21 protein-coding genes are annotated in these 23817 nt (G+C 51.6%); 7 read left to right on the top strand and 14 right to left on the bottom strand.

Annotated features, from left to right (window positions below; all coding sequences use genetic code 11):
• Positions 1-46: 46 nt before the first annotated feature.
• Both Q1Q75_RS11425 and Q1Q75_RS11420 read right to left on the bottom strand, forming a co-directional pair.
• Positions 47-661 carry a GTPase domain-containing protein gene (locus tag Q1Q75_RS11425; RefSeq protein ID WP_300670551.1) on the bottom strand — a complete coding sequence of 205 codons (615 nt, stop codon included), beginning with the start codon at positions 659-661 and terminating at the stop codon, positions 47-49.
• A gap of 122 nt (positions 662-783) precedes the next feature.
• Positions 784-1707, bottom strand: coding sequence for a hypothetical protein (locus Q1Q75_RS11420; protein WP_300670486.1), 924 nt, complete (start codon positions 1705-1707; stop codon positions 784-786).
• A 640-nt stretch (positions 1708-2347) separates the two neighbouring features.
• Here Q1Q75_RS11420 and Q1Q75_RS11415 point away from each other — a divergent pair.
• From Q1Q75_RS11415 to Q1Q75_RS11405, 3 genes are all read left to right on the top strand, one after another.
• Positions 2348-4615 (top strand): Tex family protein, encoded by a 2268-nt coding sequence (locus Q1Q75_RS11415; protein WP_300670484.1) that lies wholly within the window; start codon positions 2348-2350, stop codon positions 4613-4615.
• Positions 4616-4811: 196 nt separating this feature from the next.
• On the top strand, positions 4812-5252 hold the full coding sequence (gene dtd, locus Q1Q75_RS11410) for a D-aminoacyl-tRNA deacylase (RefSeq protein WP_300670482.1): 441 nt from the start codon (positions 4812-4814) through the stop codon (positions 5250-5252).
• Positions 5253-5262: 10 nt separating this feature from the next.
• The gene (locus Q1Q75_RS11405) at positions 5263-6465 is read left to right on the top strand and encodes a D-alanyl-D-alanine carboxypeptidase (protein WP_300670480.1); all 1203 of its coding nucleotides are present in this window, start codon (positions 5263-5265) and stop codon (positions 6463-6465) included.
• 103 nt (positions 6466-6568) lie between these two features.
• Here the strand turns inward: Q1Q75_RS11405 and folE2 are convergent, their stop codons facing one another.
• From folE2 to lon, 8 genes are all read right to left on the bottom strand, one after another.
• On the bottom strand, positions 6569-7369 hold the full coding sequence (gene folE2, locus Q1Q75_RS11400; RefSeq protein ID WP_300670478.1) for a GTP cyclohydrolase FolE2: 801 nt from the start codon (positions 7367-7369) through the stop codon (positions 6569-6571).
• 60 nt (positions 7370-7429) lie between these two features.
• Positions 7430-8161 carry an ATP-binding protein gene (locus Q1Q75_RS11395; protein WP_300670476.1) on the bottom strand — a complete coding sequence of 244 codons (732 nt, stop codon included), beginning with the start codon at positions 8159-8161 and terminating at the stop codon, positions 7430-7432.
• A gap of 160 nt (positions 8162-8321) precedes the next feature.
• Positions 8322-8522, bottom strand: a complete 201-nt coding sequence (gene rpoZ / locus Q1Q75_RS11390; RefSeq protein ID WP_300670474.1) for a DNA-directed RNA polymerase subunit omega — start codon at positions 8520-8522, stop codon at positions 8322-8324.
• A gap of 165 nt (positions 8523-8687) precedes the next feature.
• Positions 8688-9155 carry a transcription elongation factor GreA gene (gene greA, locus Q1Q75_RS11385; protein WP_300670472.1) on the bottom strand — a complete coding sequence of 156 codons (468 nt, stop codon included), beginning with the start codon at positions 9153-9155 and terminating at the stop codon, positions 8688-8690.
• Between the two features lie 189 nt (positions 9156-9344).
• Positions 9345-10097, bottom strand: coding sequence for a CDP-diacylglycerol--serine O-phosphatidyltransferase (gene pssA / locus Q1Q75_RS11380; RefSeq protein ID WP_300670470.1), 753 nt, complete (start codon positions 10095-10097; stop codon positions 9345-9347).
• Positions 10094-10765 (bottom strand): phosphatidylserine decarboxylase family protein, encoded by a 672-nt coding sequence (locus Q1Q75_RS11375; protein WP_300670468.1) that lies wholly within the window; start codon positions 10763-10765, stop codon positions 10094-10096. The genes pssA and Q1Q75_RS11375 overlap by 4 nt, the downstream gene beginning before the upstream one ends.
• 287 nt (positions 10766-11052) lie before the next feature.
• Positions 11053-11763 (bottom strand): tRNA (adenosine(37)-N6)-threonylcarbamoyltransferase complex dimerization subunit type 1 TsaB, encoded by a 711-nt coding sequence (gene tsaB / locus Q1Q75_RS11370; RefSeq protein WP_300670466.1) that lies wholly within the window; start codon positions 11761-11763, stop codon positions 11053-11055.
• Complete coding sequence (gene lon, locus Q1Q75_RS11365; protein ID WP_300670464.1) at positions 11760-14234, bottom strand: endopeptidase La; 2475 nt, start codon at positions 14232-14234, stop codon at positions 11760-11762. The genes tsaB and lon overlap by 4 nt, the downstream gene beginning before the upstream one ends.
• Positions 14235-14627: 393 nt before the next feature.
• Here lon and Q1Q75_RS11360 point away from each other — a divergent pair, with 393 nt between their 5' ends.
• From Q1Q75_RS11360 to Q1Q75_RS11345, 4 genes are all read left to right on the top strand, one after another.
• Positions 14628-15398: an A24 family peptidase gene (locus Q1Q75_RS11360; RefSeq protein ID WP_300670462.1), complete on the top strand. Its 771-nt coding sequence runs from the start codon at positions 14628-14630 to the stop codon at positions 15396-15398.
• A gap of 93 nt (positions 15399-15491) precedes the next feature.
• Positions 15492-15773 (top strand): hypothetical protein, encoded by a 282-nt coding sequence (locus Q1Q75_RS11355; RefSeq protein ID WP_300670460.1) that lies wholly within the window; start codon positions 15492-15494, stop codon positions 15771-15773.
• Between the two features lie 576 nt (positions 15774-16349).
• A complete protein-coding gene (locus tag Q1Q75_RS11350; protein WP_300670458.1) occupies positions 16350-16619 on the top strand; it encodes an HU family DNA-binding protein in 270 nt (89 codons plus the stop codon).
• Between the two features lie 313 nt (positions 16620-16932).
• Complete coding sequence (locus tag Q1Q75_RS11345) at positions 16933-17697, top strand: hypothetical protein (protein WP_300670456.1); 765 nt, start codon at positions 16933-16935, stop codon at positions 17695-17697.
• Positions 17698-17725: 28 nt separating this feature from the next.
• Here the strand turns inward: Q1Q75_RS11345 and uvrC are convergent, their stop codons facing one another.
• From uvrC to ispF, 4 genes are all read right to left on the bottom strand, one after another.
• Positions 17726-19573, bottom strand: a complete 1848-nt coding sequence (gene uvrC, locus Q1Q75_RS11340) for an excinuclease ABC subunit UvrC (RefSeq protein WP_300670453.1) — start codon at positions 19571-19573, stop codon at positions 17726-17728.
• Positions 19570-21573 carry an excinuclease ABC subunit UvrB gene (uvrB, locus tag Q1Q75_RS11335; protein ID WP_366945197.1) on the bottom strand — a complete coding sequence of 668 codons (2004 nt, stop codon included), beginning with the start codon at positions 21571-21573 and terminating at the stop codon, positions 19570-19572. Before uvrB ends, uvrC begins: the two co-directional genes overlap by 4 nt.
• Before the next feature lie 124 nt (positions 21574-21697).
• Entirely contained in the window at positions 21698-23140 is a 1443-nt protein-coding gene (gene cysS, locus Q1Q75_RS11330; protein WP_300670451.1) for a cysteine--tRNA ligase, read from the bottom strand.
• Between the two features lie 174 nt (positions 23141-23314).
• A complete protein-coding gene (gene ispF, locus Q1Q75_RS11325) occupies positions 23315-23797 on the bottom strand; it encodes a 2-C-methyl-D-erythritol 2,4-cyclodiphosphate synthase (protein WP_300670450.1) in 483 nt (160 codons plus the stop codon).
• Positions 23798-23817 lie beyond the last annotated feature (20 nt).

The following is a 23817-nucleotide window of genomic DNA, read 5'->3' as shown; positions in this document are numbered from 1 at the left end:
ATCAATCAGACCGGCTCGCACTCGATCGGCGCCCGACCGACTCTCCTTATTTTGACCACTGCAGCTCTTTATGCAGGGAGATCAGGGTCAGTTTTAAGCATTCCTGCAATGTTTTTCCGACACCCGTGCCTTTTGTGGCGCTGGCCTCAAAACTGGTCACCTTAAGTTGCCGGTTGAGATCTCTTTCCATCTGTTCCACCGACATGATGGGGACCCCCTCATCGGCAAGATCACGTTTGTTGTATTGAAGCACCAGGGGGATGCGGGTGATGCTCTGCCCATACTCTTTTAAATTCTGCTGGAGGTCTTTCAAAGAGATCAGGTTTTTTTCCCGGCGGACCGCCAGGGAATCGGCAACAAACACAACGCCGTCCAAACCTTTAAGCACGAGCTTTCGGGTTGAGCTGTACTTCTGCTGTCCCGGAACAGTGAAGATTTGAACCCGGACATCGCATCCATTAATCTTCCCGAGTCCCATGGGGAGAAAATCAAAAAAGAGCGTGCTGTCACCTTCCGTATCTACGGAAACCATTTCACCGGTGACTTGCCTTTTAAAGGCTTTGAAAACATATTCAAGATTGGTTGTCTTTCCACACCTGCCGGGGCCGTAATAGACAATTTTACACTCAATTTCTCGCTTCTGAATGTTGAAGATGGCCATAAATTTACCACGCTGCGACAAATGGGCGACGCCCATTTCGTTTATCCAGTTGAAACCGGTTTGTTTCCGCCAACGGTCGTCCGTGACAAGCCATGCCCAATGATGTTTTATGCATTCGACGATCAGATGCTGTTGATACGGATATCAAGACTGAAATCCCCTTTTTTAGGGCCGGAAAGTATCCCGGTGTTGGACTCTACCACCGCTGCCCCCTTAAATATCGCTATGGGTGAATAAAAATCGACGTCATGGATAGCCGTCCCTTTCAGCAAAAGCTGTAAAAGAGCCTTTTCACTGCTTGCAACAATCAAGCTCAGCAGACTTCCCGACTGAAAACTGACGTCGATCTCCACGTGCTGGCCCTCCATGGGGCCACTTTGAAAATTAATGCCGATGGAGGTGATGTCAATAATATCGTCGTCTATCGGGGCTGTAAAGTCTTCCCCTCCGGCAAACCCCACTTGGGGTTCTGCCATGGCATCGCCCAGATCCAAGCCACTCTTTTCAAAGGCAGACTGCATAAAGTGGGTGATGGAGGCATATTGCTCCGGGGTAAAACAGCAGTCCTGCCACCAGCCTTTAACCGCTTCGATGCATTCATCCGATTCGGAAAGTTCCAGATAACATTTAATGGCATTCTTTGCAGCAGAGGCACAGACGATGGGGAGGTGCACCAGCCGACTGAACTCCTCAAGGGCTTGGCGGTACTGCCCAAATTTAGCCAGGGTTATGGCTTCATTGATACCGTTTTCTTCATCGCTTATCCCTTCTTCAGAGGCGGTAAAAAGACGCTTGATTAAATTCTGAACTTTGCCGGAAACTTCAGGGTTGACCCTGGATTGATCCCATTTGATAATGGCCGTATCCAGACTGTCTCGTTTTTTTTCTACGGCGGCGATGAGGGCATCACGGTTTTGGATGCGGGATTGTTGTTCAAGGATTTCAATGACATCGGTGTATTTTTTACGTGCTTCTTTCAAGAGGCGTTGGTCTTTGTAAAGCTCCGCCTCTTTGAGCAATGATCTGACTCTTTCTTTAATATTCATTCAACGACCCCTGAAGGATAATGATGCTGTACCGCAAACCATGATACAGGTCGCATGTGAATACGTGAGTAGAGTGAAAAGCCCCTTGGGTTCGCATGTCAAACACTTGGGAGAGCCATTCAGAGTCGGTCCCGATGGCAGAATCGATTCATTTGCTCAAAAAAGTCAGCAGGATGTAGAAGATATTTCCTGACTTTTTGCTCTACCGGTGGTCACGACACTCACGTTCTGAAACAGAAATATTATTTTTTCAACGCATTATGTCAATACATAATTTATAAAGACCCTTGGGAAATGGCGAGTTTGAACTGAATGTCCGGACTCGGACTACGCCATGAGAACGCGCCCTGCGAGATCAATTTTATTTGAAAATCGGTCAACTATCCTTTGTTTCAGGATTCCATGAAAACGACACATGGTATGTATTATCAGCCTTCAAGGGGGAAGATGTCAAACACAAATGAAGGAAACGCCTTTCCAGCCGTCTTTTCACAGCATTCCTGTGAAAAGGGTTTTTCACACCTTTCGTTTCATGGTAACCATGATGTCCGAGCAAGGGCGAAGGTCCGGCAAACTGAAACCGCTGTTTGTTTCGCTTTCGAGCAGATCGTTCCACAATTTTAATTAACGGGTCAAATGCATGGACAATATCATTTTTATATCAGAACGACTTGAGTTGAGTCCTGCTCAGGTTACCGAAACCTTGAACCTTCTGGATCAGGGAGCCACGGTCCCATTTATTGCCCGCTACAGAAAAGAAGCGACAGGCAGCCTTGATGAAGTGGCCGTTGCGGAGATACGAGATCTGGCCGCTCAATTCCGTGAACTCCAGGCGCGTAAAACATCTATCCTCGCCTCCCTTGAAAAAAATGGGCATCTCACCGACGAATTGACGGCTCAAATCAAGGCAACCAACGTATTAACAACCCTTGAGGACATCTACCTCCCCTACCGCCCCAAACGCCGGACCAAAGGACAACAGGCTCGGGAAAAAGGGCTGGAGCCCCTCGCCGAGGCCATTTTTGCCCAAACCGGCATCCATCCGGAGATTATGGCCAAAGATTTTCTGGACATGGAAAAGGGTGTAGAAACAGAAGCGGATGCCCTGGCCGGAGCCATCGATATTATGGCGGAGTGGATCAACGAACAGGGGGCGGTTCGAAAGTCTCTGCGTGAGCTCTATGCAAAAAAGAGCACCATCACCTGTCGTGTTGCCAGTGGGATGGAAGAAAAAGGGGCTAAATTCCGAGACTATTTTGAGTGGAACGAGTCCCTTCATGAGGCGCCCTCCCACCGTATACTTGCAGCGAGACGAGGTGAACGGGAGGAGGTACTCAATCTCACCATCCGCCCTGCCGAAACGGACGCCCTGCATATCCTTCACCATCTGCTTGTCACCGGTGACGGCCCCGACTCTGTCCTGGTGCGTCAGGCCCTGGAACAGTGCTATAAACGCCTCCTCTCCCGATCCATGGAAACGGAAGCGAGGATGCTCTCCAAAGAACGAGCCGACTCAGAGGCCATCACAGTTTTTGCCGATAATTTACGGGAGCTTCTTCTGGCCCCTCCCATGGGTGCTCGACGCGTTCTGGGTATCGATCCCGGATTTCGAACGGGCTGCAAAGTGGTGTGCCTGGACAGCCAGGGCAAATTGCTCCACCACGACACCATCTTCCCGAACATGGGCGAGCAGAAAGACCGAAAAGCGGCTGAAACGATTCGTGATCTGGTCACGCGTTTTGCCGTTGACGCCGTGGCCATCGGCAACGGAACCGCCGGCAGGGAAACGGAACGTTTTGTCAAAGGGCTGGGGCTTCCCAAAGAGATCATCATTACCCTGGTCAATGAAAGCGGGGCATCCATTTATTCTGCATCCGAGGTGGCGAGGCGTGAATTCCCGGACTTGGATTTAACCGTCCGGGGATCCGTCTCCATTGGCAGACGCCTCATGGATCCCCTGTCGGAGCTCGTGAAAATTGATCCGAAATCCATCGGTGTGGGGCAGTATCAGCACGACGTGGACCAGAATGCGTTGAGGCAGGCTCTGGACGACACCGTCGTCAGCTGTGTAAACGGCGTGGGGGTCGACATCAACAGGGCCAGCGCGGAGCTCCTCACGTACATCTCAGGCCTCGGCCCCCAGCTTGCCAAAAATATTGTGACGTACCGAGATGAAACCGGTCCGTTTCAGGCTCGTAAGGCCTTGCTTAAAGTGCCCCGCCTCGGCCCCAAGGCTTACGAGCAATGCGCGGGCTTCCTTCGCATCATGGAGGGTAAAAACCCCCTGGATGGCAGTGCGGTCCACCCTGAAAGCTACGGCATTGTAGATGCCATGGCCAGGGACCTGGGCGTAAAGGTGGCCTCTCTGATTGGTCGCTCCGACCTGAAACGGGTCCTTGACCTTTCTGCTTATACCTCAGAAACCGTGGGGATCCCCACCTTGACGGATATCTGCGATGAATTGGCCAAACCGGGCCGTGATCCCCGCGATGACTTCAAGCTCTTCAATTACCAGGAAGGCGTGGAGACCATGGACGACCTTGAGGAGGGAATGCGACTCCCCGGTGTCGTGACCAATGTCACCGCCTTCGGTGCCTTTGTTGATATTGGCGTGCATCAGGACGGGCTTGTGCACATCAGTCAAATGTCGGATAAATTTGTGAAAAACCCCGCCGACGTGATGAAGGTCCACCAGAAAGTACAGGTGGTGGTGATCGGTGTCGACAAACCTCGCAAGCGAATCTCACTTTCCATGAAAACCCGTCCGGCAACAGGAGACACACCGCCTGATCGGCAACAGCCCGCCCCAATGCCCAAGGCGAAACGTCGCCCCCTCAAAAAATCAGGGAGTGGTCCGGAGAAAAGGCAGCCGTTCAACAACCCTTTTGCCGATCTTTTAAAAAAATAAAGGTCACTATTCAGTTCCCAAAAAGCAGGTTGCGGAGGCATAAGCTGAATAGTAACAAATAAATAAGGATTCCGTTTGACGAGCAGCGCCGGGGTTTTGTCCGGCGCTGTTTGTTTTTAAATTCGTGGATGTGGTTTTGATTTTAGCCTGGATTCGTGACAACGCACGGTCCTGTTCAGATGAAATGGAGTGTCAGATGCGAGCAGTGGTTCAACGCGTCAGTGAGAGCGCGGTTCGAGTGGAAGGTGAAGTGACAGGGACCATTAAATCCGGGTTGATGGTTCTTTTGGGCGTAGGCCGAGGCGACTCGGAGAAAGAGGCCCTTTATCTCGCAGACAAAATATCAGGGCTGCGGATTTTTGAAGACGAGGCAGGTAAAATGAACCTCTCTTTGTCGGATGTGGGGGGAGCCATGCTGGTGGTGTCTCAATTTACCCTTTACGGGGACTGCAGCCGAGGCCGTCGCCCCTCCTTTATTGATGCCGCTCCTCCGGCGGAGGCCGATAAGCTCTACAACGCGTTTATCGAAGCGGTCCGATTCAAAGGGATTTCTGTCGAAACGGGTCGTTTTCAGACCCACATGGAGGTCTCTCTGACCAACGACGGCCCGGTGACCCTCATTGTCGAAAGCAAATAAAGGCTTCTTTATGAAATGTCACCCTGGTCTGATCCTCGGCCTTCTCTTTTTGCTTGTCCCAGGCCCTGCGGGTGGCGAGACGCTCCCCGCACGGCTTGCCGAAAGCCTTCATCCGTCCGATGCCCTTCTGGTCATTGAGGAGCCGCATCGCGTTGTTTTTTCACAAAATGCAGAAGTTCCCTGTGTGCCCGCCTCGACGCTCAAAATTGCCACCGCTCTTTTTGCCTTCGCGACCTTAGGAGAGACCTACCGTTTCCCAACAGATGTGAGTGTCTCTCCAGATCGTATCCTCTATCTTAAAGGATACGGCGACCCCCTTCTCATCTCAGAGGTTCTGGATAGATACGCCCATGTGGTGGCAGGTGAATTAAGGGCGGCGGGCATTCATGCCATTAAGGGCATGGGCGTCGATGGCAGCTATTTTGCCCCCATAACCATCCCAGGGGTGGTCATGAACTCCGAACAGCCCTACGATGCCCCCAATGGTGCCTTGTGCGCGAATTTCAACACCGTCTTTTATACTCGAAACGCCCAGGGTGTCCCTGTCAGCGCCGAACCCCAGACGCCCTTGCTCCCCTTTATCGAAGGACGCATGTCCGCATCCACACCAAGCGGGCGAGTTCGCCTGACTCCCACGGAGAGCCGTCTCTATGCCGGGCACCTCTTTCGGTGGTTTCTGCAAAAGCATGGGATTCAGGTGACCGGTTCTGTCCAGTCTCTCCCCTACCCTGCGGAAAACAGGCTCTACGAAAAAAGACTGCTCTCCCCTTCAGACCTGACGGAAACCATCAAAAAGCTGATGACTTTTTCCAACAACTTTTTGGCAAACCAACTTTATCTTGCTTCAGCGGCCCGTACGGAAGGGGCACCCGCCACTCTGGAAAAAGGACGCAAGGCCTTTTGCAGGGTCATGACAAGGCTCCTGAAGACCTGCCCCGATGTGGTTGAGGGTTCGGGCATTTCCCGACAAAACAAGGTCACTGCCCGATTGATGTGCGATCTCTTGATGCATTTTGCCCCCTATGCACACCTGCTTCACGTCGAGGGCGATGCCCGGTTTAAGACGGGAACCCTGACCGATGTCTCCACCCGAGCGGGCTACCTGACAACGGCCGCTGACAAACGGTATCGGTTCGTTATCTTCACCCACCGTCACGGTGCGAATGCAGGCACTGTCCTCAACGCTTTGAAAACCGAATTGAATGCACGGTGAGAGCTTGGCACCCCCCTGCCTTAAAACAAAAAAACGGAACCATCGACAGTGTGTGCCGAAGGTTCCGCTTATTTTTTCTTCATCCCCCAAGAACAAGGAAGGCCTATTGCCTCGTTCTGAGTTCCTTTTTATCACTGGTGATATAGGCGTACGCACTGTGGTTATGAATGGATTCAAAATTTTCAGCACTTAACTCAAACCAGGTGATGTTATCGTCTTTATTTAAGACGATGGCAATGTCCCGGACGATGTCTTCAACAAACTTCGGGTTATTATAGGCCTGCTCCGTCACAAATTTTTCATCCACCCGCTTGAGTACAGAGTAAATTTCACAAGAAGCGGCCTGCTCCACCACCTCGATCATGTCCTCAATCCAGTTAAACTTGCGAAAACGTGTTGCCAGTCGGACTTCACCCCGCTGATTGTGGGCACCCTGTACACTGATTTCTTTGGAACAGGGACAAAGCGAGGTAATAGGAACGACCACTTCGGAAATAAGGTCGATCTCATCCTTTTCGTTGCTGGATCCCAAAAAGCGGCATGAATAATCCACCAATCCGGGAGAGCCACTTTTCGGTGCTTTTTTCTCAATGAAGTAAGGAAAAGAGATATCCACATGAGAAGATTTTGCACCCAGAATTTTTTTCATTTCATCAAGAATATGGGACAGCGTTGTCAGCGAAAGTTCCAAATCGTTTCTAAAAGAGTGCAACAACTCCACGAAACGACTCATGTGCGTCCCCTTGGAGTGGTGTGGTAGATCCACATACATATTGATGGCAGCGACGGTATGCTGAGTTCCATTGGACCTGTCAAGGACCCTCACCGGATACTTCAAATTTTTGATACCGACCTGATCAATAGCAATATTCCGATAATCGGGTTGTTTCTGAATATCAATCATGTTGTTTGTTCCGTCCCCCGTCAAAGAGTGTTGTTGAACAACAAAAGCAAAGAAATGAGGTCATGTCAACATGTAGTCCAATTTGACTTGACTCAGGGATCGAAAGATATTGCCTTTGATATGAGGGTTTGTTTCGTAAAGAGATTTCAAGAGATCTTTGATTTCACTTCGTTTTGATCTCGTCGCCGAAGGGCAGGGATTGGTGTAAACCGGCAATTTCTGCTCCGATGCAAAGCGAATAATATCGCCTTCGTCAGCCAGATAAAGGGGCCGGATAACCGTCATTTCACCATCAAACATGGATTGATGAGGCATCATGGTGCTGATCTGTCCCGCGTAGAACATGTTAATCAGCACGGTCTCAATGACATCATCCTTGTTGTGCCCAAGGGCCAGGGTGCGGCATCGCAATTCAGCCGACAACTCAAACAGGCGTTTGCGTCGCAACCGTGAACAGATAAAACAAGGATTGACGGTCTGTCCATCCTTGTGGGCTTCCGGTCCATGATTGGTGCGTTCACACGTCAAAGATAAACCAAGCCCCTCGCAATAGGCCGCCAGCTCATCGGCAAAGCTGCCGTCAAAGCCGGGATCAATATAAATGGGATGAATGGAATAGGTCACGGGAATGCGGCGAAGACGTTCCACAAGCATCGTCAAGAGGGTAAGGCTATCCTTTCCCCCTGAAAGCCCCAGGGCAATCCGGTCCCCATCCCTGATCATATCGTATTGATGAATGGCCTGCCCCATGGCACGATTGATGCGCTTAAATATCCGCGTTTCTCGTATCACACAGTTCCTGAATTTCTTTGGAATAATTGGGGATTGGACTCCGGCAGCCACAGGCCAGGGGAGCGCACGGGACGTCTCCCTCTTTCCCTTCAGGCCGGCTTATGATCTGCGGCCCGAGGGGGAAAAGGTAGTCTGAGATAGACAACCGGTCGTAAGGGAGCTACTTTTCGTCTTTGGGCTTCAAGTAGACTTTGCCAGCAGCAATCTCTCTGAGGGCGGTTACGACATCTTCATTATTCGTGGACTGTACAACAAATTCAGCGCCATCACGAATCTGACGTACACGCTTGGCGGCAATATGCACAAGCATAAAGCGATTGGGTACTTTTTCAAGGCAATCTTCGATAGTTACTCTGGCCAAGGTCGTTCTCCTTGTGTGCAAAAATGGCAAGTTGGTATACCGATATGGAAGCAAAAAAACACATCCATAAACTTGAGGCAACTAAAATACAGGAGCTCAGGACGGGGACACATCCCCCTCCTGAACTCCCTGCGCATCAGATAGTGTATACGAACGGGTAAAGAATTACAAGATTTCGACGAGTTCGTAAAGTCGCTGTCCACCGGGTGCCTGCACCGTAATTTCATTGCCCGGCGATTTCCCGAGAATGGCCTGCCCCAGTGGTGAAGAAACAGAAACACGGCCTTCAGAGATATCTGACTCCTCTTGTCCCACCAGCTGATAGGTCACCTCTTCACCGGTGTCAATATTTTCGAGAACAAATCGGCTGGCAAAGACCACCCTGTCCGAGGGAAGATCAGAGGGATCGATGACATCCGCATTGGCAATTTTGTACTCCAAGTCCATGATACGTCCTTCGAGGAAGGACTGGCGGTCTTTGGCAGCATCGTACTCAGCGTTTTCCGATAGATCACCGTGGCTTCGAGCCACAGCGATGGCTTCAATTGTGTTAGGTCGCTCCACCGTCTTAAGCTGGTGGAGTTCCTTCTTCAATTTTTCGTAGCCTTCCTTTGTAATGGGAATGGTCTTCAAAATATAGCTCCTGGTGTTTCTGTGGGGCTCAGGGTGAACCCTGAGTCCGTTTCAGTGTTCTTTAAAAACAAAAACCTCTTTCTTCTCCGGTAATCAGTGAATGAATTTACCGTCGGTGAAAGGGGCTTTGTCTATTTATCTTTTCTGGGAACAGCCCCTTTTCAGGGACTTTACTTTACAAAAAAAGAATCATCTGGGTTTCAGTGCGCTTGCCTCGTGCCGGGCACGTCTCGCCAGGACAATGGTGAGGATCGGGCCGGAAACGACATAGCACAGGGAAATGGCAAAAAGCGCCAGATGAGGTTTCTGTGCAATGAAAATAAAGACGAGAATGGTGGACACCAACATATTGAACTTCATCTTTTTGAACAGCTCTGCTTTCTTAAAGCTTTCGTATTTAACGGAACTTACCATCAAAAAGGAGAGAGCATACATGGCCAGCAAGAAGACAACGGGAAATTCCGATACCGGGACATTGAATTTCGTGCAGAACATGACTGCCGTGGCGTTCATCCCTGCCGCTGCAGGAATAGGCAGCCCCAGAAAATGGTTACTGGGCGTTGACTCAGCCATGGTATTGAAACGAGCAAGCCTCAAGGCGCCGCAAATGGTGAAGAGGAAGGCCGCAAGCCATCCAATTCGGCCCATAGGCTTTAAAATCCAGAGATACATCAACAGGGAAGGTGCCAAGCCAAAGGAGATCAGGTCCGCCAAAGAGTCGAATTCGATTCCGAACTGGCTGGTCGTGTTGGTGGCGCGTGCTATTTTGCCATCCAGGGAGTCAAAGACCACCGCGATAAGAATGGAAATGGCTGCAAATTCAAACCGACCCTCAAGCGCGGAGACGATACAGAGAAATCCAAAGAATAAATTCATGGATGTAAAGGCGTTGGGAAGCAGATAAATCCCTTTTTTCAAACGCTCTTTTCGTGCCTCTTTCATGAAAGAACCCCCATAACCGTTGTGCCGGCCTGAACTTTTTCGCCGATGGACACACGGCAGGCAAAGTCGGTAGGCAGATAAAGATCAAGACGTGATCCGAAACAGATCATGCCGAAGCGTCGCCCTTGAACCACGGTGTCCCCTTCTTTCACACCACAAATAATGCGACGGGCCACGAGTCCTGCAATTTGAACGGTGGCGAAGGTCACGCCGCTTTCGGTTTCAATAACAAGAGCATTCCGCTCATTGTGCTTCGAAGCCTTATCCAGGCTTGCATTGAAGAATTTTCCAGGATGGTAATGAATGGCTTTAATGATGCCACCAAAAGGAACTCGGTTGACATGCACATTAAAGACATTCATGAAAATGCTGATTTTAAAACATTTCCCATCGATATAAGGATTTTCATCCACCACGTCCGCAAAAATCACTTTCCCATCCGCCGGAGATGAAAGATAGCCCACCCCCTCTTCGACGGCCCGGTCGGGATCACGGAAAAAGTAACAGACGAACAGCGTGATGAAAAAAGAGAGCAGGGCGAGCGTATTAAATTGGATCACCGCAAGAAAAAGGGTAGAAACACAAGCCACCAAAATAAAGGGAATGCCGGGCTTTGCGATTTGAAATGCTTTCAGACTCGGTGTCTCAGGCCAGGTAAAACGATTCATTCGTAGTTCCAGTATCAATATGGTTGAAACAACTTAAACGAGGTCTCCATTACGTAGCAAACGTGTGTCGGCATGCATGAAACAAGCTTCAACCCCCCGCGTGGTTCATCATTTAAAGTGAATAAGAAATGACGCAAAGGACACAGGCGTTTCAGCAAAAATACAGCAATGGAACCTGAAAATATACTATTTAACGTTGTCAAGGCGCTCAGGATGCCGACGTTTCTGAACGCATTCATCTTCCTTGAGGATTATCAGATCACCCGTAGGTTGTCAAACGAAAGCCCCTAACCGTGCCCCTTTGACTCATTTCGAAGCGCCAGGGCAATTTCGGCATCCGACTTTCTCAGGTAAAGGGGCGTCAGGGTCGCGGCATCACTCCCCTCACCTCGCTGGAAGGCCTTGGATGCCAGGTTCGCCACCACCGCCGGACGGATAATATCATAATCAGGGGCAAAAAAAGCCCGTTCTTTCAGGGACTCCCGAAGAAATGCACCATAGGTCACCGCACCGGTGCCGATGCACAGGACCTCCCCTTTGATGCCCTTGACAAGGGCCTCCGGGGTGATCGCTTCAGGAGGAGAGAGTTCGGTAACCCCTCCCACGCCATCCGGTTGATACCAGGCTGCATACACCTCGCCTTTTCGAGCATCGAGCATGGCAAGAATCGGCCTGCCTGACAGGCAGGCACCACAGGCCAGAGACTCCAGGGTCGAGATTCCGACCAGAGGCTTGTCGACGACCTCTGCAAGCCCTTTCACGACGCTCATGCCGATGCGGAGCCCGGTAAAACTTCCCGGGCCGCACGTCACAGAAAAACCATCCAGATCCTTCAATTCCAGACCAGAACGCGTCAGGGCCTCCTCCACCATGCTGAGAAGATGGCGAGAGTGGGTCTGTTTGCTGGTAAACAGGCATTCCGAGAGGAGCCCCGCCCCATCGGTGACGGCAACGCCGCACGAGAGGGTGGAGGTATCCACTGCAAGAATTCGCATCATGCAGTCTCCTTACTCTTACCCGCGGATGCAGGTTTTTTTGCTTTTTTCTTCGTGGCGGTGGATGACGCCTTTCGTTTGAGGGCCGATGCATCCAGTGTGCTGAAATTTTCAATGGCAATCGCAAGCACGTCGTCCAGGTGTCTGACAGGGACAAAGCGGATGCGCTTCTTGACGCTTTGGGGAATCTCTGAAAGATCCTTGATGTTTTTTTCCGGAAAAAGAACCGTCTTGATCCCTCCCCGTAATGCACCCAGGGCCTTTTCTTTCAGCCCGCCGATAGGAAGCACCCGCCCCCTGAGCGTGATCTCACCGGTCATGGCCACATCGCTGCTTACCGGTCGGCCCACCACGGCAGAAAAGAGAGAGGTGGCGATGGCGATACCGGCCGAAGGCCCATCCTTGGGGGTGGCTCCGTCGGGCACATGGATATGGATATCCAGATCATCAAAACTGTCTTTAAATCCCAGACCGGCAAGGGCGTGGCGCGTGTAGCTCATGGCGGCCTTTACCGACTCCTGCATGACCTCCCCCAATTGCCCGGTCACGATAAGCTCCCCTTTGCCGGGAATAATGGAGGTCTCCACATAGAGGACCACCCCACCCACCTGGGTCCAAGCCAGCCCCGTGGAAAGCCCGATCTGACTCTCTTCCTTATCCAGTTCCGAGAGATACTTAGGGGGACCGAGAAACTTTTCAAGGTTAGCCCGACTGACGCGTTGACCTCCCTTGGAGCCTTCGGCCACCTTACGGGCAATCTTACGGCAAACCGCTCCCAACTCGCGCTCCAGGCTGCGCACTCCGGCCTCCAGGGTGAAATTCTGAATAATCTCATCCAAGGCCCCGGTGCTGAGTTGGAGGTGCCGTTTTTTAAGGCCATTTTCCTTGATCTGACGAGGCAGCAGATAATTTTCGGCAATGGTGCGTTTTTCTTCGTGGCTGTAGCCTGAAAGGGAAATCACCTCCATACGGTCCAATAACGCCGACGGAATGGTATCCAGCTGGTTGGCTGTTAAAATAAACATCACCTTGGACAGGTCAAAGGCAATGTTAAGATAGTGATCGCTGAATTCACTGTTCTGTTCGGGATCCAGAGCCTCCAGCAGCGCAGAGGAGGGATCGCCCTTGTAGTCAGATCCCAATTTGTCCACCTCGTCCATCATAAAAACGGGGTTGTTGGATCCACACTGCTTGAGCCCCTGAATAATGCGACCGGGCAGCGCTCCGATGTAAGTCCGTCGGTGCCCTCGGATCTCCGCTTCGTCCCGGATACCGCCAAGGGAAATACGCACAAACTCGCGTTTCATGGCGGCAGCGATGGCTTTCCCGAGGGAGGTCTTCCCTACCCCTGGAGGCCCGACAAAACAGAGGATCGACCCCTTCATGTTCGGATTGAGCTTACGGACGCTCAAGAATTCGAGGATACGCTCCTTGACCTTCTCCAGGCCATGATGCTCTTCATCCAGAAGCTTGGCCGCGCGCTTGATGTTGAGGTTGTCCTTGGTGCGGGCACTCCAGGGGAGCTCAACCATCCAGTCCAGATAGGTCCGAATCACCGTGGCTTCCGACGAATCGGAGTGCATCTGTTCCAGCCGTTTCAGCTGCTTCAGCGCTTCTTTTTCAGCCAGGGGAGACATCTTGGCGCTGGCAATGTTTTCTTTATAATCGTTAATCTCCGCGATCTTATCGTCCTGCTCGCCCAGCTCGCGGTTGATGGCCCGTACCTGTTCGCGAAGGTAATAGTCCCGCTGTGTCTTAGAGATTTCATCTCGAACATCGGTTTGAATTTTGACCTGCACCGCTGAAAGCTCGACCTCACGGCTGAGAAATCCATAGGCCTTGGTGAGGCGTTCTATGGGTTCATGGCACTCAAGAACCTGCTGGGCTTCATCCACGCGCAGGCGCAGGTTAGACGCCACAAGATCCGCCAGTTTGCCTGGAGATTCGATGCTCTCAAGGACCGCAGACACCTCTGAGCTGAGCTCCCCTTTGAGGGAGAGAATCTTTTCACTTTGTTCGCGGACATTTCGCATGAGCGCTTCGGTGTTCACGTCCATCTCGGGCGTGGCTGCTTCTTCAATCTGCTCAAACCGCACTTTGAAAAACGATTTATCCTCCATGTATTCGAGGATTCGTCCTTTGGCCATGCCCTGAACCAGCGCTTTGATCTTTCCGTCAGGAAGCTTCACCATTCGAAGCACTTTACCGACGGTTCCCACGGTGAAAATATCCTCAGTTTTGGGCTCCTCGTCGACAGGGTCTTTCTGGGCCGCAAGAAAAATATAGCGATCCTCTTCAAGAGCATGCTCCACGGCACGCACCGACCTGTCCCTGCCGATAAACAAAGGCAAGAGCATATCATTGAAGATCACCACATCCCGGACGGGCATCAGGGGAAGGATTTCAGGTATCTCATTATCGGGAACATCCTCTTCAATGAGGTTAATCAGGTCATCTTTGTCGGTAACAGCCATTCCAACTCCTGCATATGATGTGATGGCCCCGCGGTCCGGGAAGGCGTTCCCGGCCCCCCAAGTGGCAAAAAACAACCTGGAGGGACACAAAAGGTAACTGCGAGATGTCGAAATTTTGACGATTTACGACACCATCATGATTTTTTGGACACAAACATCGCCCCCCGGGCAGTGCACGTCAAGGCCACAATGCCCGAAATGTCCTCCATTCAAGGTTTTTCGGGGAGATATTGAAAGCTACGGAGTAATTATAAGACACATTTCCCCATTTACAATATCATTCTTGATTTTTTTACCATCCGCTTTTACTTTACCTGGGTGAGAGGCTGAAATTTCGGTGGGCGGCCACCGCCACCACGCCATGACATCCACCCGACGAACCAGGAAATACACATGATTTCGCTTACCATTACCCTGACAATCTTCTTTTATGGCCTCTGTGTAGGCAGCTTTCTAAATGTCTGCATTTACAGAGTCCCTCTCTCTCGTTCGATTGTGCGTCCCGGCTCATCCTGTCCATCCTGCGCAAGCCCCATCCGCTGGTACGACAATATTCCCGTCCTGAGCTTCCTTATATTAAGGGGCCGCTGCCGCAATTGCCGCGGCCAGGTCTCCTTCAGGTACCCGGCCATCGAGATGCTGACGGGGTGTTTTGCCTTGATCGCCCTCTTTGCCTTTGGCCTCAGCATCAATGCGCTGGTGCACTTTATCTTTTTCAGTGTGCTGATCACCCTGACCTTTATCGACATCGATCACCGCATTATCCCTGACGTCATTTCCCTGCCGGGGATCCCCCTCTTCTTCCTCCTCTCTCTGGCTGTCCCCACCGTGACCTGGCAAGAATCAGCCCTGGGCATCCTGGCCGGTGGAGGCAGCCTGTGGCTTGTGGCCTGGCTCTATGAGCGCGTCACCGGAAAAGCAGGTATGGGGGGCGGTGATATCAAGCTTCTGGGGATGATGGGTGCCTTTATCGGCTGGCAAGGGGTTCTTTTCACCATTTTTTTCTCATCCCTTACCGGCAGCGTCATCGGGTTGTCCATCATGCTCATCCAAAAGGGCAATATGAAAATGGCCATTCCATACGGCCCTTTTCTGGCAGCCGGAGCCCTGACCTACACCCTCTGTGGTTCACGCCTCATCGGTTGGTATCTGGGGCTGCTCTGATCATGCATGCAGAGTTTGGCTTGCCTGGCATGCGCTTCCTATATTTAAAAAGATACCATTCAGCCTGTCGACCTGAACATCAATTTCCCTGCCATGATTGAGGAGATTCAGGAAGCGGCTGAAGAGAGACCCCAGAGGATTGACAGGATAGTCTTCACCGGGATGCATTCCGGCCCTTCCCGTCGACATCCCGGGCTGTTAAGGGCCTGTTCCGCCATGGCCAAACACATTGTGAGCACACATTACTCCGGTATCTCGCGATATACCACCTGCACCGTCCTGAAAATAAAGCTTGGAGAGGCCCTTTCCGAGGGGGATGCAGCCCCTCATAGTTGTGAAACAGGGGTGGAAGCCGTAAACGTTCTGTTGGAGTAACCGAGACCCCATGCAACCTCGAAGGTAACCAACACGTCATTTAAGGCGGAAAGCCCTTTGACAGCAACGTTTATTCGTGTATTATCATGCATAATAAAAAGGGATCAACGGTCAGACATCGGCCATTCATCCGCAGTCCCCGAGATGTGTCGCCGTTTCATTGAGCAATCGTATCGCATGGCATTTGAAAGAATGAATATTGGACGTAACCAATTGTATCCTCTCGTAAAATTTTAATTTCATCCCACCAGATGAACCGAGGGCAAATACTCTTTACTTTTCTACGTTACCCATGCTGTCAAAACGGTTAGTTCAGTATTGTCAAACCTTAAAGAGCCCATATATCAAGTCTTTTGGACTTTATTTTTTAACATTGGACTCAATTATTGCTTGACACTTAGAAACCAAATAAGTACGTTGATCTTCAAAAAAGGCCGTCAATATTGGCCTTCGCCTTATCAGGTAAGGATACTCATCAGCATGCCGTATCCCGATTTTCCCGAAATAAATTGCATATTCAAAACGCCGTAAGCAAGCCGTTGTTTAAAACCCACTCAAATACAAGGAGATTCAAGGATGAACAAAGGTGATCTCGTCAACGAAGTTGCAAAAGTTGTCAGCTCTAAAAAAGAAGCTCAGGCAGCCGTAGATTGTGTCCTTTCCACCATTACAGATGCCCTTACCGGTGATGATGCTGTGACCCTCGTCGGTTTCGGTACATTCAAGGCCGTTGAAAGAAAAGCCCGCAAAGGCAGAAACCCCCAGACCGGTCAGGAAATCAGTATTGATGCACGTAAGGTTCCCAAGTTTGTACCTGGCAAGGCTCTTAAAGACGCTTTGAAGTAGGCGGACGTTGTTTCCGTGTCCGTCTGTCTACATTACCAGGCGGACACATTTTTCGTCATGCACCTCATTCTTTTAAAACTTGTTATTTCGCAATCGCCTCTTTAGTCCCGTCAAACGCACGCAACTCTTTGATTTGCCATTAAATCGCCCTTTCCCTGCACATTTCGCCAACAAACAGTCCGTTGGTTCGTTCTCTGGTGCCCTTCTTTCCAGCATTCTATGGTTTTGATTTTTATTCATTCCTGTGTTACTGGAAGGCTTATGATTGCGGTGGATACCGCGCCCAGAAACTGATCAATAAAGGATATTCCCTTTGGCTAAAACACCCGTTGACGACTCCGTGCTCAAACCCGGAACAGGTATTGACCTTGTCATAAAACTGCACAGCCTGAATCCCGTATCTTATGCGTCGGTCATATTCGATTCGGACCGGAAAATAAGGCAGCTGATTGTCGCGGCCCCTGGTCCTGCCTGCCACCTCAATGTAAAGAACCCCGAACCGCTCCATGTCAGCACCCTGGTTCGTATGGAATCCGGTGAAAAAAATCGTGTCGGATTTTCCTGCCAGGCAATCAAAAAAATTCCCGAATATCGTCTGGCCAACGGAACCATGACGCCAGCCCTTGTCCTGAGCTACCAACCCGGCTCGGAAGAGGTCAACGTACGAACAGCCTTCCGCTACACCCCCACAGCCTGCCATGAAGTGTTGGGCAAACTGATTATTGCCGGGCATGAATTTTTTTCAGGGAATCAATTTCGTATCTGCGATATTTCACTTACCGGGACAGGTATCGTCATTCCACGCCTTCTTGGCAAGGGGAAGAATCCCCTGTCAGCCTTGGAATCCGGTCGTATCGCCAGGTTAGGCATCGTCCTTCGTGACCATGGCCCTAAAAAAGACCATATCGACACCTTGGACACTGCCATCACGGTGGTGCGTGTCAACCGAAAATTTAACGAGCTGTCACTCTTTGCCGGGTGTCGATTTAAACAACTAAAGAGTCGGGATGAAGAGGTGCTCAGTCATTTTATCCACAAAGCCCAACTCCATGAAATCCGGAGCCTCACCCATACCTGAGGTCAAGCACCTTCTCCAGGTCCGGATGTCATTTTAACGCCGCCCTGATGGCCTCGGCAATCTCAGGCGTAATCCCCGGCAGCACGGCCAACTCTTCCACAGAAGCGGCCTTAAGGGCCGTGACCCCCCCGAAATGCTTGAGCAACATGATTTTCCTCTTCTTCCCTACCCCCATGATACCGTCCAGTTTCGATGAAACAGCCCGTTTCCCCCGCACACGACGCTGATAGGTGATGGCGAAACGGTGGACTTCGTCACGCATCCGTTGAAGAAAAAGAAGCAAATCGGGTGAAAGACCCATATTCACAGGATTTGAGCGACCGGGCAGATAAATTTTATCCTGGGTTTCGCCAACCTCCTCGCGCATTTTGGCGATGCCAATCACGGTAAACGCCCCGAGTAATCCCAACGTGTCAAGGACACGGGTTGCGACGTTAAGCTGCCCTTTGCCGCCATCTACCATGAGAAGGTCGGGAAGGGGATCACGTTTGTCCGAATCGGCAAAGCGACGGGAGAGCACCTCTTCCATGGAGGCGTAATCGTCATAGCGCGTGTCCGCCTTGATACGAAAGGTTCGGTAGTCCTTTTTTTTGGGCCGACCATTTTCAAACACCACCATGCCGGAAACCGGGTCGTTGCCGGATGTGTTGGAGTTGTCGTAGGATTCAATGCGAACGGGTAAACGATCCATACCGAGACGTTTCTTGAGGTTTTCAAGGACAAGGCGATCGGCGTCCGCGCCAGAGATAATTTCAGCCAGACGTTTTTCACTGTTTTTTCGTGCCATGCGCAGGAGTTTTACCTTTTCACCGCGTTCGGGAAAAAGGAGGGCCACACGTCGGCCCGCGGTTTCCTGCAGGTGCTCACGGACGGCCTCGATACCGTCGAAACGATGTGAGATCAGCAGCTCTTTCGGCGCAGCGTGCTTTTCGTAATACTGGCAAACAAAATTTTCCCCCACCTCGTCCGGCCCGGCCATGGTTTCCATCAGATGAAAACTTCGGCTCCCGAGAAGCACTCCTCCCCTGATCTGCATCAAGGTGATGCAGACCGCCGGCCCCTGCATGCAGATATCTATGACATCGCGATCGGCCATATCCGTCGACACCACCACCTGCTTTTCCAGGGTTTTCTCCACGGCAAAGAGCCGGTCCCGTAATTCAGCGGCCTCCTCGAAGCGTTCTTCTGAGGCGCAGGACCTCATCTCTTCCCGCAGGGTGTCCACAAGCTCGGGGGTGCGGCCGTTAAGAAAAAGGATCACCTGCCCCACCATCTCCATGTACGCACTTCGGGAGACGTCCAGACAGCAGGGGGCCAGACAGAGCCCCATCTGATGGTTCAGGCAGGGGCGGGAGCGTGTCTTCAGGGTTCCACACTTGCATTTGCGTAACTTGAAATGGCGATTGATAAATTTAACGGTGGCGTGAACTGCCGAAGAGGAGGTATAGGGGCCAAAATAGAGGGCACCGTCTTTTTCGATGCGTCGGACAACCTCCAGGGCAGGCCACTCCTCATGGGGGTCGATGCGAAGGGAGGGATATCTTTTGTCGTCCTTCAGGATCACGTTGTAGCGGGGTTTATGACGCGTAATGAAGCTACTTTCAAGAATGAACGCCTCTTTCTCCGTGGCGGTGACCACGGTATCCAGAGAGACCACCTTGCGAACCAGAGCCGCCGTCTTCGGATCGGTGTGACTTCGATTGAAATAGCTGGAGACCCGTTTCTTGAGATTTTTGGCCTTGCCCACATAGATGACAATGCCCTTCTCGTCTTTAAACCGATAGACCCCCGGATCCGTAACCAGTGCGTTAAGTTGACCTTCCAGGGTTCCAAACTTCTCCTGGAGGACCTCAGACACAGGGAGGCTTTTTTTCACAAGGCCTCCCCCATTCGTTTCCGGATCTCTTGAATCTGATCCCGCAGGCGAGCTGCTTTTTCAAATTCCAGGTTTCGGGCTGCTTCATGCATGGCCTCTTCCAGGGTGCTGAGAAGGGTCAAATCATCCATGGCTTCGTCACCGTATTCACAAACGGCCTCCATCACCCCATCGTCTGCCGTTTCATTGTCGAACCGGTAGAGGTCCCCGAAGCTGTTTTGAATCTGCCGTATAATGGTGGCCGGGATGATGCCGTGCTTTTCATTGTAGGCGAGCTGAATAGCGCGTCGACGGAGGGTTTCATCAATGGCGTATTGCATGGAACGGGTGACTTTATCACCATAAAGGATCACTTTCCCGTTAACGTTCCTCGCAGCCCGTCCGCAGGTCTGAACCAGCGATCGTTCAGAACGAAGAAATCCTTCCTTGTCAGCATCCAAAACGGCCACCAGGGAGACCTCAGGAATATCGAGTCCCTCTCTCAGGAGGTTGATTCCCACCAGAACGTCAATTTTGCCAAGACGCAGATCCCGCACAATCTCTATTCGGTCCATGGTTTTTACGTCGGAATGCATGTAGCTTACTTTCACACCCAGGTCGGTGAGGTAATCGGTGAGGTCTTCGGCCATGCGTTTGGTAAGGGTGGTCACCAGCACGCGTTCCTGGGCTGCCAGACGTTTTCGGATCTCCTCGTAAAGATCGTCCACCTGATTCTCAGCAGGCTTTACCTGTATTTCCGGGTCCACCAACCCTGTTGGTCGAACAATTTGCTCCACCACGGCCCCTTGGGCCACCTCCATCTCGTAGTCAGCCGGGGTAGCCGAAACAAAGATGGCCTGTCCTCGCTTTGATTCAAACTCTTCAAATTGCAGGGGGCGGTTGTCCAGAGCCGACGGCAAACGGAACCCGAACCCCACGAGGGTTTCCTTCCGGGAACGATCCCCCTTATACATGGCCCTCACCTGAGGAAGGGCGATGTGACTTTCGTCCACCATCAGCAGGAAATCATCGGGAAAATAATCCAGAAGGGTCGGAGGCGCATCGCCTGCCTTGCGACCGGAAAGATAGCGAGAGTAGTTTTCGATGCCGTTGCAATACCCGATCTCCCGGAGCATCTCGAGGTCCAGATGAGTCCGCTCCTCGATTCGCTGGGCTTCAATGAGCTTGTTGAGTCGGTGAAAATGCGCCACCCGCTCTTTTAATTCGCCGTCCACCTCGGTGAGCATCTGCTTCAGGGTGCTTTTTCGGGTCACGTAATGACTGGCTGGATAGACCACGCTATGCTTGAGCTTACGAAGGGTTTTCCCGGTGAGAGGGTCAAATTCGGCCAGGGTGTCAATCTCATCGCCAAAGAATTCTACCCGAAGGGCCACCTTCTCCTCATAGGCAGGGAAGATCTCTACCCGATCGCCCCGGACCCGAAAAGACCCCCGATGAAAGTCGATATCACTGCGCTCGTATTGGATGGCCACCAGATCTTTGAGCAACGCCTCACGGTTTCTCTCCTCTCCGGTGGCAAGCTCCACACGCAGGGCCAGATAGTCTTCCGGAGCCCCCAGCCCATAAATGCAGGACACACTGGCCACCACAATAACATCCCGTCTCGAGAGAACGTTTCGCGTTGCCGAATGCCGCATCTTATCAATGAGTTCATTGATGGCGGAGTCTTTCTGGATGTAGGTATCGCTGCTGGGGAGGTAGGCTTCGGGCTGATAATAGTCGTAATAACTGACAAAATATTCCACGGCATTTTCTGGGAAAAGCTCTCGAAATTCACTGTACAATTGGGCCGCAAGAATTTTGTTGGGGGCCAGCACCAGGGTCGGACGCTGCATCTGCTTCATCACATGAGCCATGGTAAAGGTTTTACCGGAGCCTGTGACCCCAAGCAGCACCTGATTAGGCGTCCCTTTTTTTAACTCTTTCACCAGCCGACGGATGGCCTTGGGCTGATCTCCCCGCGGAGTGAAGGATGAGACAATCTTGAATTTTTCCATCATAAAAACCTGAGTTTCCCAAAGTCCTCCCTGCACTGGAGATCGCAAGGCCTTAAAAAAAAGGCGACCCGGTAGGCCGGGTCGCCTTTGACTTGTCATGGTCCCGGAAGGGATGAAGGGCCTAAGCCTACTCCATCATCTTCCATGTGGTTCCGCCGGCACCGTCTTCGATGGCGACCCCCATGGCGGTGAGTTCGCCACGAATGTCATCGGCTCGCTGAAAATTTTTGTCCTGACGCGCCTCTTTTCGTTCCTGAATGAGAGCCTCTACACGGGTTTCATCCACCCCCGCTTTCTCCTTCTTGGCATCGAAGTATTCGTAGGGGTTCTCGTTTAGAATACCCAGGATATGGGCCATCTTGAAAAGATCCACCATCAGGCCATCAATTTCGATCTTTGACTCGAAGGCGCTCTCATCGGTCATCTCATCGATGGCACGGTTGGTGGCACGCAAGGCTTCAAACAACGCCGCCGTCCCCCGTGCTGAGTTAAAATCATCTTCCATCCCGGCGCAGAATTCTCGAAAAAGATGCCCAAACTTGTTGTTAAACGATTGGAGCCTCAGGATACTGAGGTTTCCGAATTCATCGGAAACACGGCGCATCAGCGTATAGAGTTTGTCCAGGTTGCCCGCCGCTTCCTTCATGGCCTGTTCGTTGTAATCAATGGGGCTGCGATAATGGTTGGACAAAAGAAAAAGACGGGCCGCTTCCGGGTGATACGTCTTGAGAACATCCTTGATCATCGTGGTGTTGCCCAGGGACTTGGACATCTTCTCGGCGTTGATATTTACAAAGCCGTTGTGCATCCAGTACTTGACAAAGGGAACCTCATAGGCGGCTTCCGACTGGGCGATTTCATTTTCATGGTGGGGGAAAATCAGATCTTTTCCGCCGCCGTGGATATCAATGGTTTCCCCCAGAAGCCGTGAGCTCATGGCCGAGCATTCGATGTGCCATCCGGGACGGCCCATACCCCAAGGGCTTTTCCAGGCTGGTTCACCGGGTTTCTGCGTTTTCCAGAGGGCAAAATCGAAGGGATTCTCTTTGCGGTCGTCTACATCGATACGAGCCCCGGCTTCCATGTCTTCCAGCTTGCGGCCGGAAAGTTTTCCATACCCCTCAAAGGAGTTCACGCGGAAATAGACATCGCCCTCCACCGGATACGCTTTGCCCTTGTCGATCAGTCGTTCGATCAAGGCGACTATATCGTCAATATGTTCCGTGGCCTTGGGGGCAAGGTCCGGCCGGTTGACATGGAGAGCATCCATGTCCCGGTGAAATTCATCAATATATTTATCTGCCACCGCTTTGGCCGTAATTCCAAGCTGCTCGGCACGGTTGATGATTTTGTCATCGATGTCAGTGAAGTTTCGGACGTAGGTCACATCCAGGCCCAGGCCCTTGAGGTAACGGTAAACCACGTCGAAGAAGATGACAGACCTGGCATGGCCGATGTGGCTGGAGTCGTAGACTGTGGGGCCACAGACGTACATCTTGACCTCGCCCTCTTCGATGGGTTGAAACTCTTCTTTCTGTCCGGACAATGTGTTGTAAATGCGAAGCGCCATGCTCAGTTCACCGTATTGTTCTCTGTCGTTATCATTCAGGCACGCTGCGTGACACCTCAATTTATAAAATAAGGTCTCAGGGAATACGCTCTACCTGTTGCAGCCATCTACTCGCGGGACTGCGCCATAAAAATCATACAAATAATCATCACGATTCACGCCTCTGTCAAGGCGTTACCCGTGATCAACCCGTTTAATAAGGGCCACACACAGGGCGGCCATCCCCTCTTCACGGCCCACGGGACCCAACCCCTCAGTGGTGGTGGCCTTTATATTGACATCCTCAAGGTCCAGACACAGCACCTCCGCAATATTGTCCCGCATGGCCGACTTATAGGGCGAAATCTTTGGTTTTTCTGCAAGGAGGGTGGCATCCACGTTGACCACCTCATACCCCTTGCGCCCAAGCAGCGCCACACAATGGGCCAGCAGCAGCAGGCTGCTGATCCCCTTAAATTGGGGATCGCTGTCAGGGAAATGTTCCCCGATATCCCCGAGCCCGGCCGCGCCCAAAAGTGCGTCACACATCGCATGCAAAAGCACATCGGCATCGGAATGCCCGAGAAGCCCCTTTTCATATGGCACCTTGACACCACCCAGAATCAGCTCCCGCCCTTCCACCAGACGGTGGACATCGTACCCTTTTCCAATTCTCATTTTTTTCCTTGGAGGCTCTT

This window comes from Desulfoluna sp., from assembly GCF_030145185.1.
GTDB lineage: Bacteria > Desulfobacterota > Desulfobacteria > Desulfobacterales > Desulfolunaceae > Desulfoluna.
This window is presented reverse-complemented; position numbering and strand designations above follow the sequence as displayed.

Coding starts and splice junctions, on each gene's coding strand:
- Q1Q75_RS11425 (WP_300670551.1), bottom strand. CDS start 661: ATGGCCATCTTCAACATTCAGAAGCGAGAAATTGAGTGTAAAATTGTC.
- Q1Q75_RS11420 (WP_300670486.1), bottom strand. CDS start 1,707: ATGAATATTAAAGAAAGAGTCAGATCATTGCTCAAAGAGGCGGAGCTT.
- Q1Q75_RS11415 (WP_300670484.1), top strand. CDS start 2,348: ATGGACAATATCATTTTTATATCAGAACGACTTGAGTTGAGTCCTGCT.
- dtd (WP_300670482.1), top strand. CDS start 4,812: ATGCGAGCAGTGGTTCAACGCGTCAGTGAGAGCGCGGTTCGAGTGGAA.
- Q1Q75_RS11405 (WP_300670480.1), top strand. CDS start 5,263: ATGAAATGTCACCCTGGTCTGATCCTCGGCCTTCTCTTTTTGCTTGTC.
- folE2 (WP_300670478.1), bottom strand. CDS start 7,369: ATGATTGATATTCAGAAACAACCCGATTATCGGAATATTGCTATTGAT.
- pssA (WP_300670470.1), bottom strand. CDS start 10,097: ATGAAAGAGGCACGAAAAGAGCGTTTGAAAAAAGGGATTTATCTGCTT.
- Q1Q75_RS11375 (WP_300670468.1), bottom strand. CDS start 10,765: ATGAATCGTTTTACCTGGCCTGAGACACCGAGTCTGAAAGCATTTCAA.
- tsaB (WP_300670466.1), bottom strand. CDS start 11,763: ATGATGCGAATTCTTGCAGTGGATACCTCCACCCTCTCGTGCGGCGTT.
- lon (WP_300670464.1), bottom strand. CDS start 14,234: ATGGCTGTTACCGACAAAGATGACCTGATTAACCTCATTGAAGAGGAT.
- Q1Q75_RS11360 (WP_300670462.1), top strand. CDS start 14,628: ATGATTTCGCTTACCATTACCCTGACAATCTTCTTTTATGGCCTCTGT.
- Q1Q75_RS11355 (WP_300670460.1), top strand. CDS start 15,492: ATGATTGAGGAGATTCAGGAAGCGGCTGAAGAGAGACCCCAGAGGATT.
- Q1Q75_RS11350 (WP_300670458.1), top strand. CDS start 16,350: ATGAACAAAGGTGATCTCGTCAACGAAGTTGCAAAAGTTGTCAGCTCT.
- uvrB (WP_366945197.1), bottom strand. CDS start 21,573: ATGATGGAAAAATTCAAGATTGTCTCATCCTTCACTCCGCGGGGAGAT.
- cysS (WP_300670451.1), bottom strand. CDS start 23,140: ATGGCGCTTCGCATTTACAACACATTGTCCGGACAGAAAGAAGAGTTT.
- ispF (WP_300670450.1), bottom strand. CDS start 23,797: ATGAGAATTGGAAAAGGGTACGATGTCCACCGTCTGGTGGAAGGGCGG.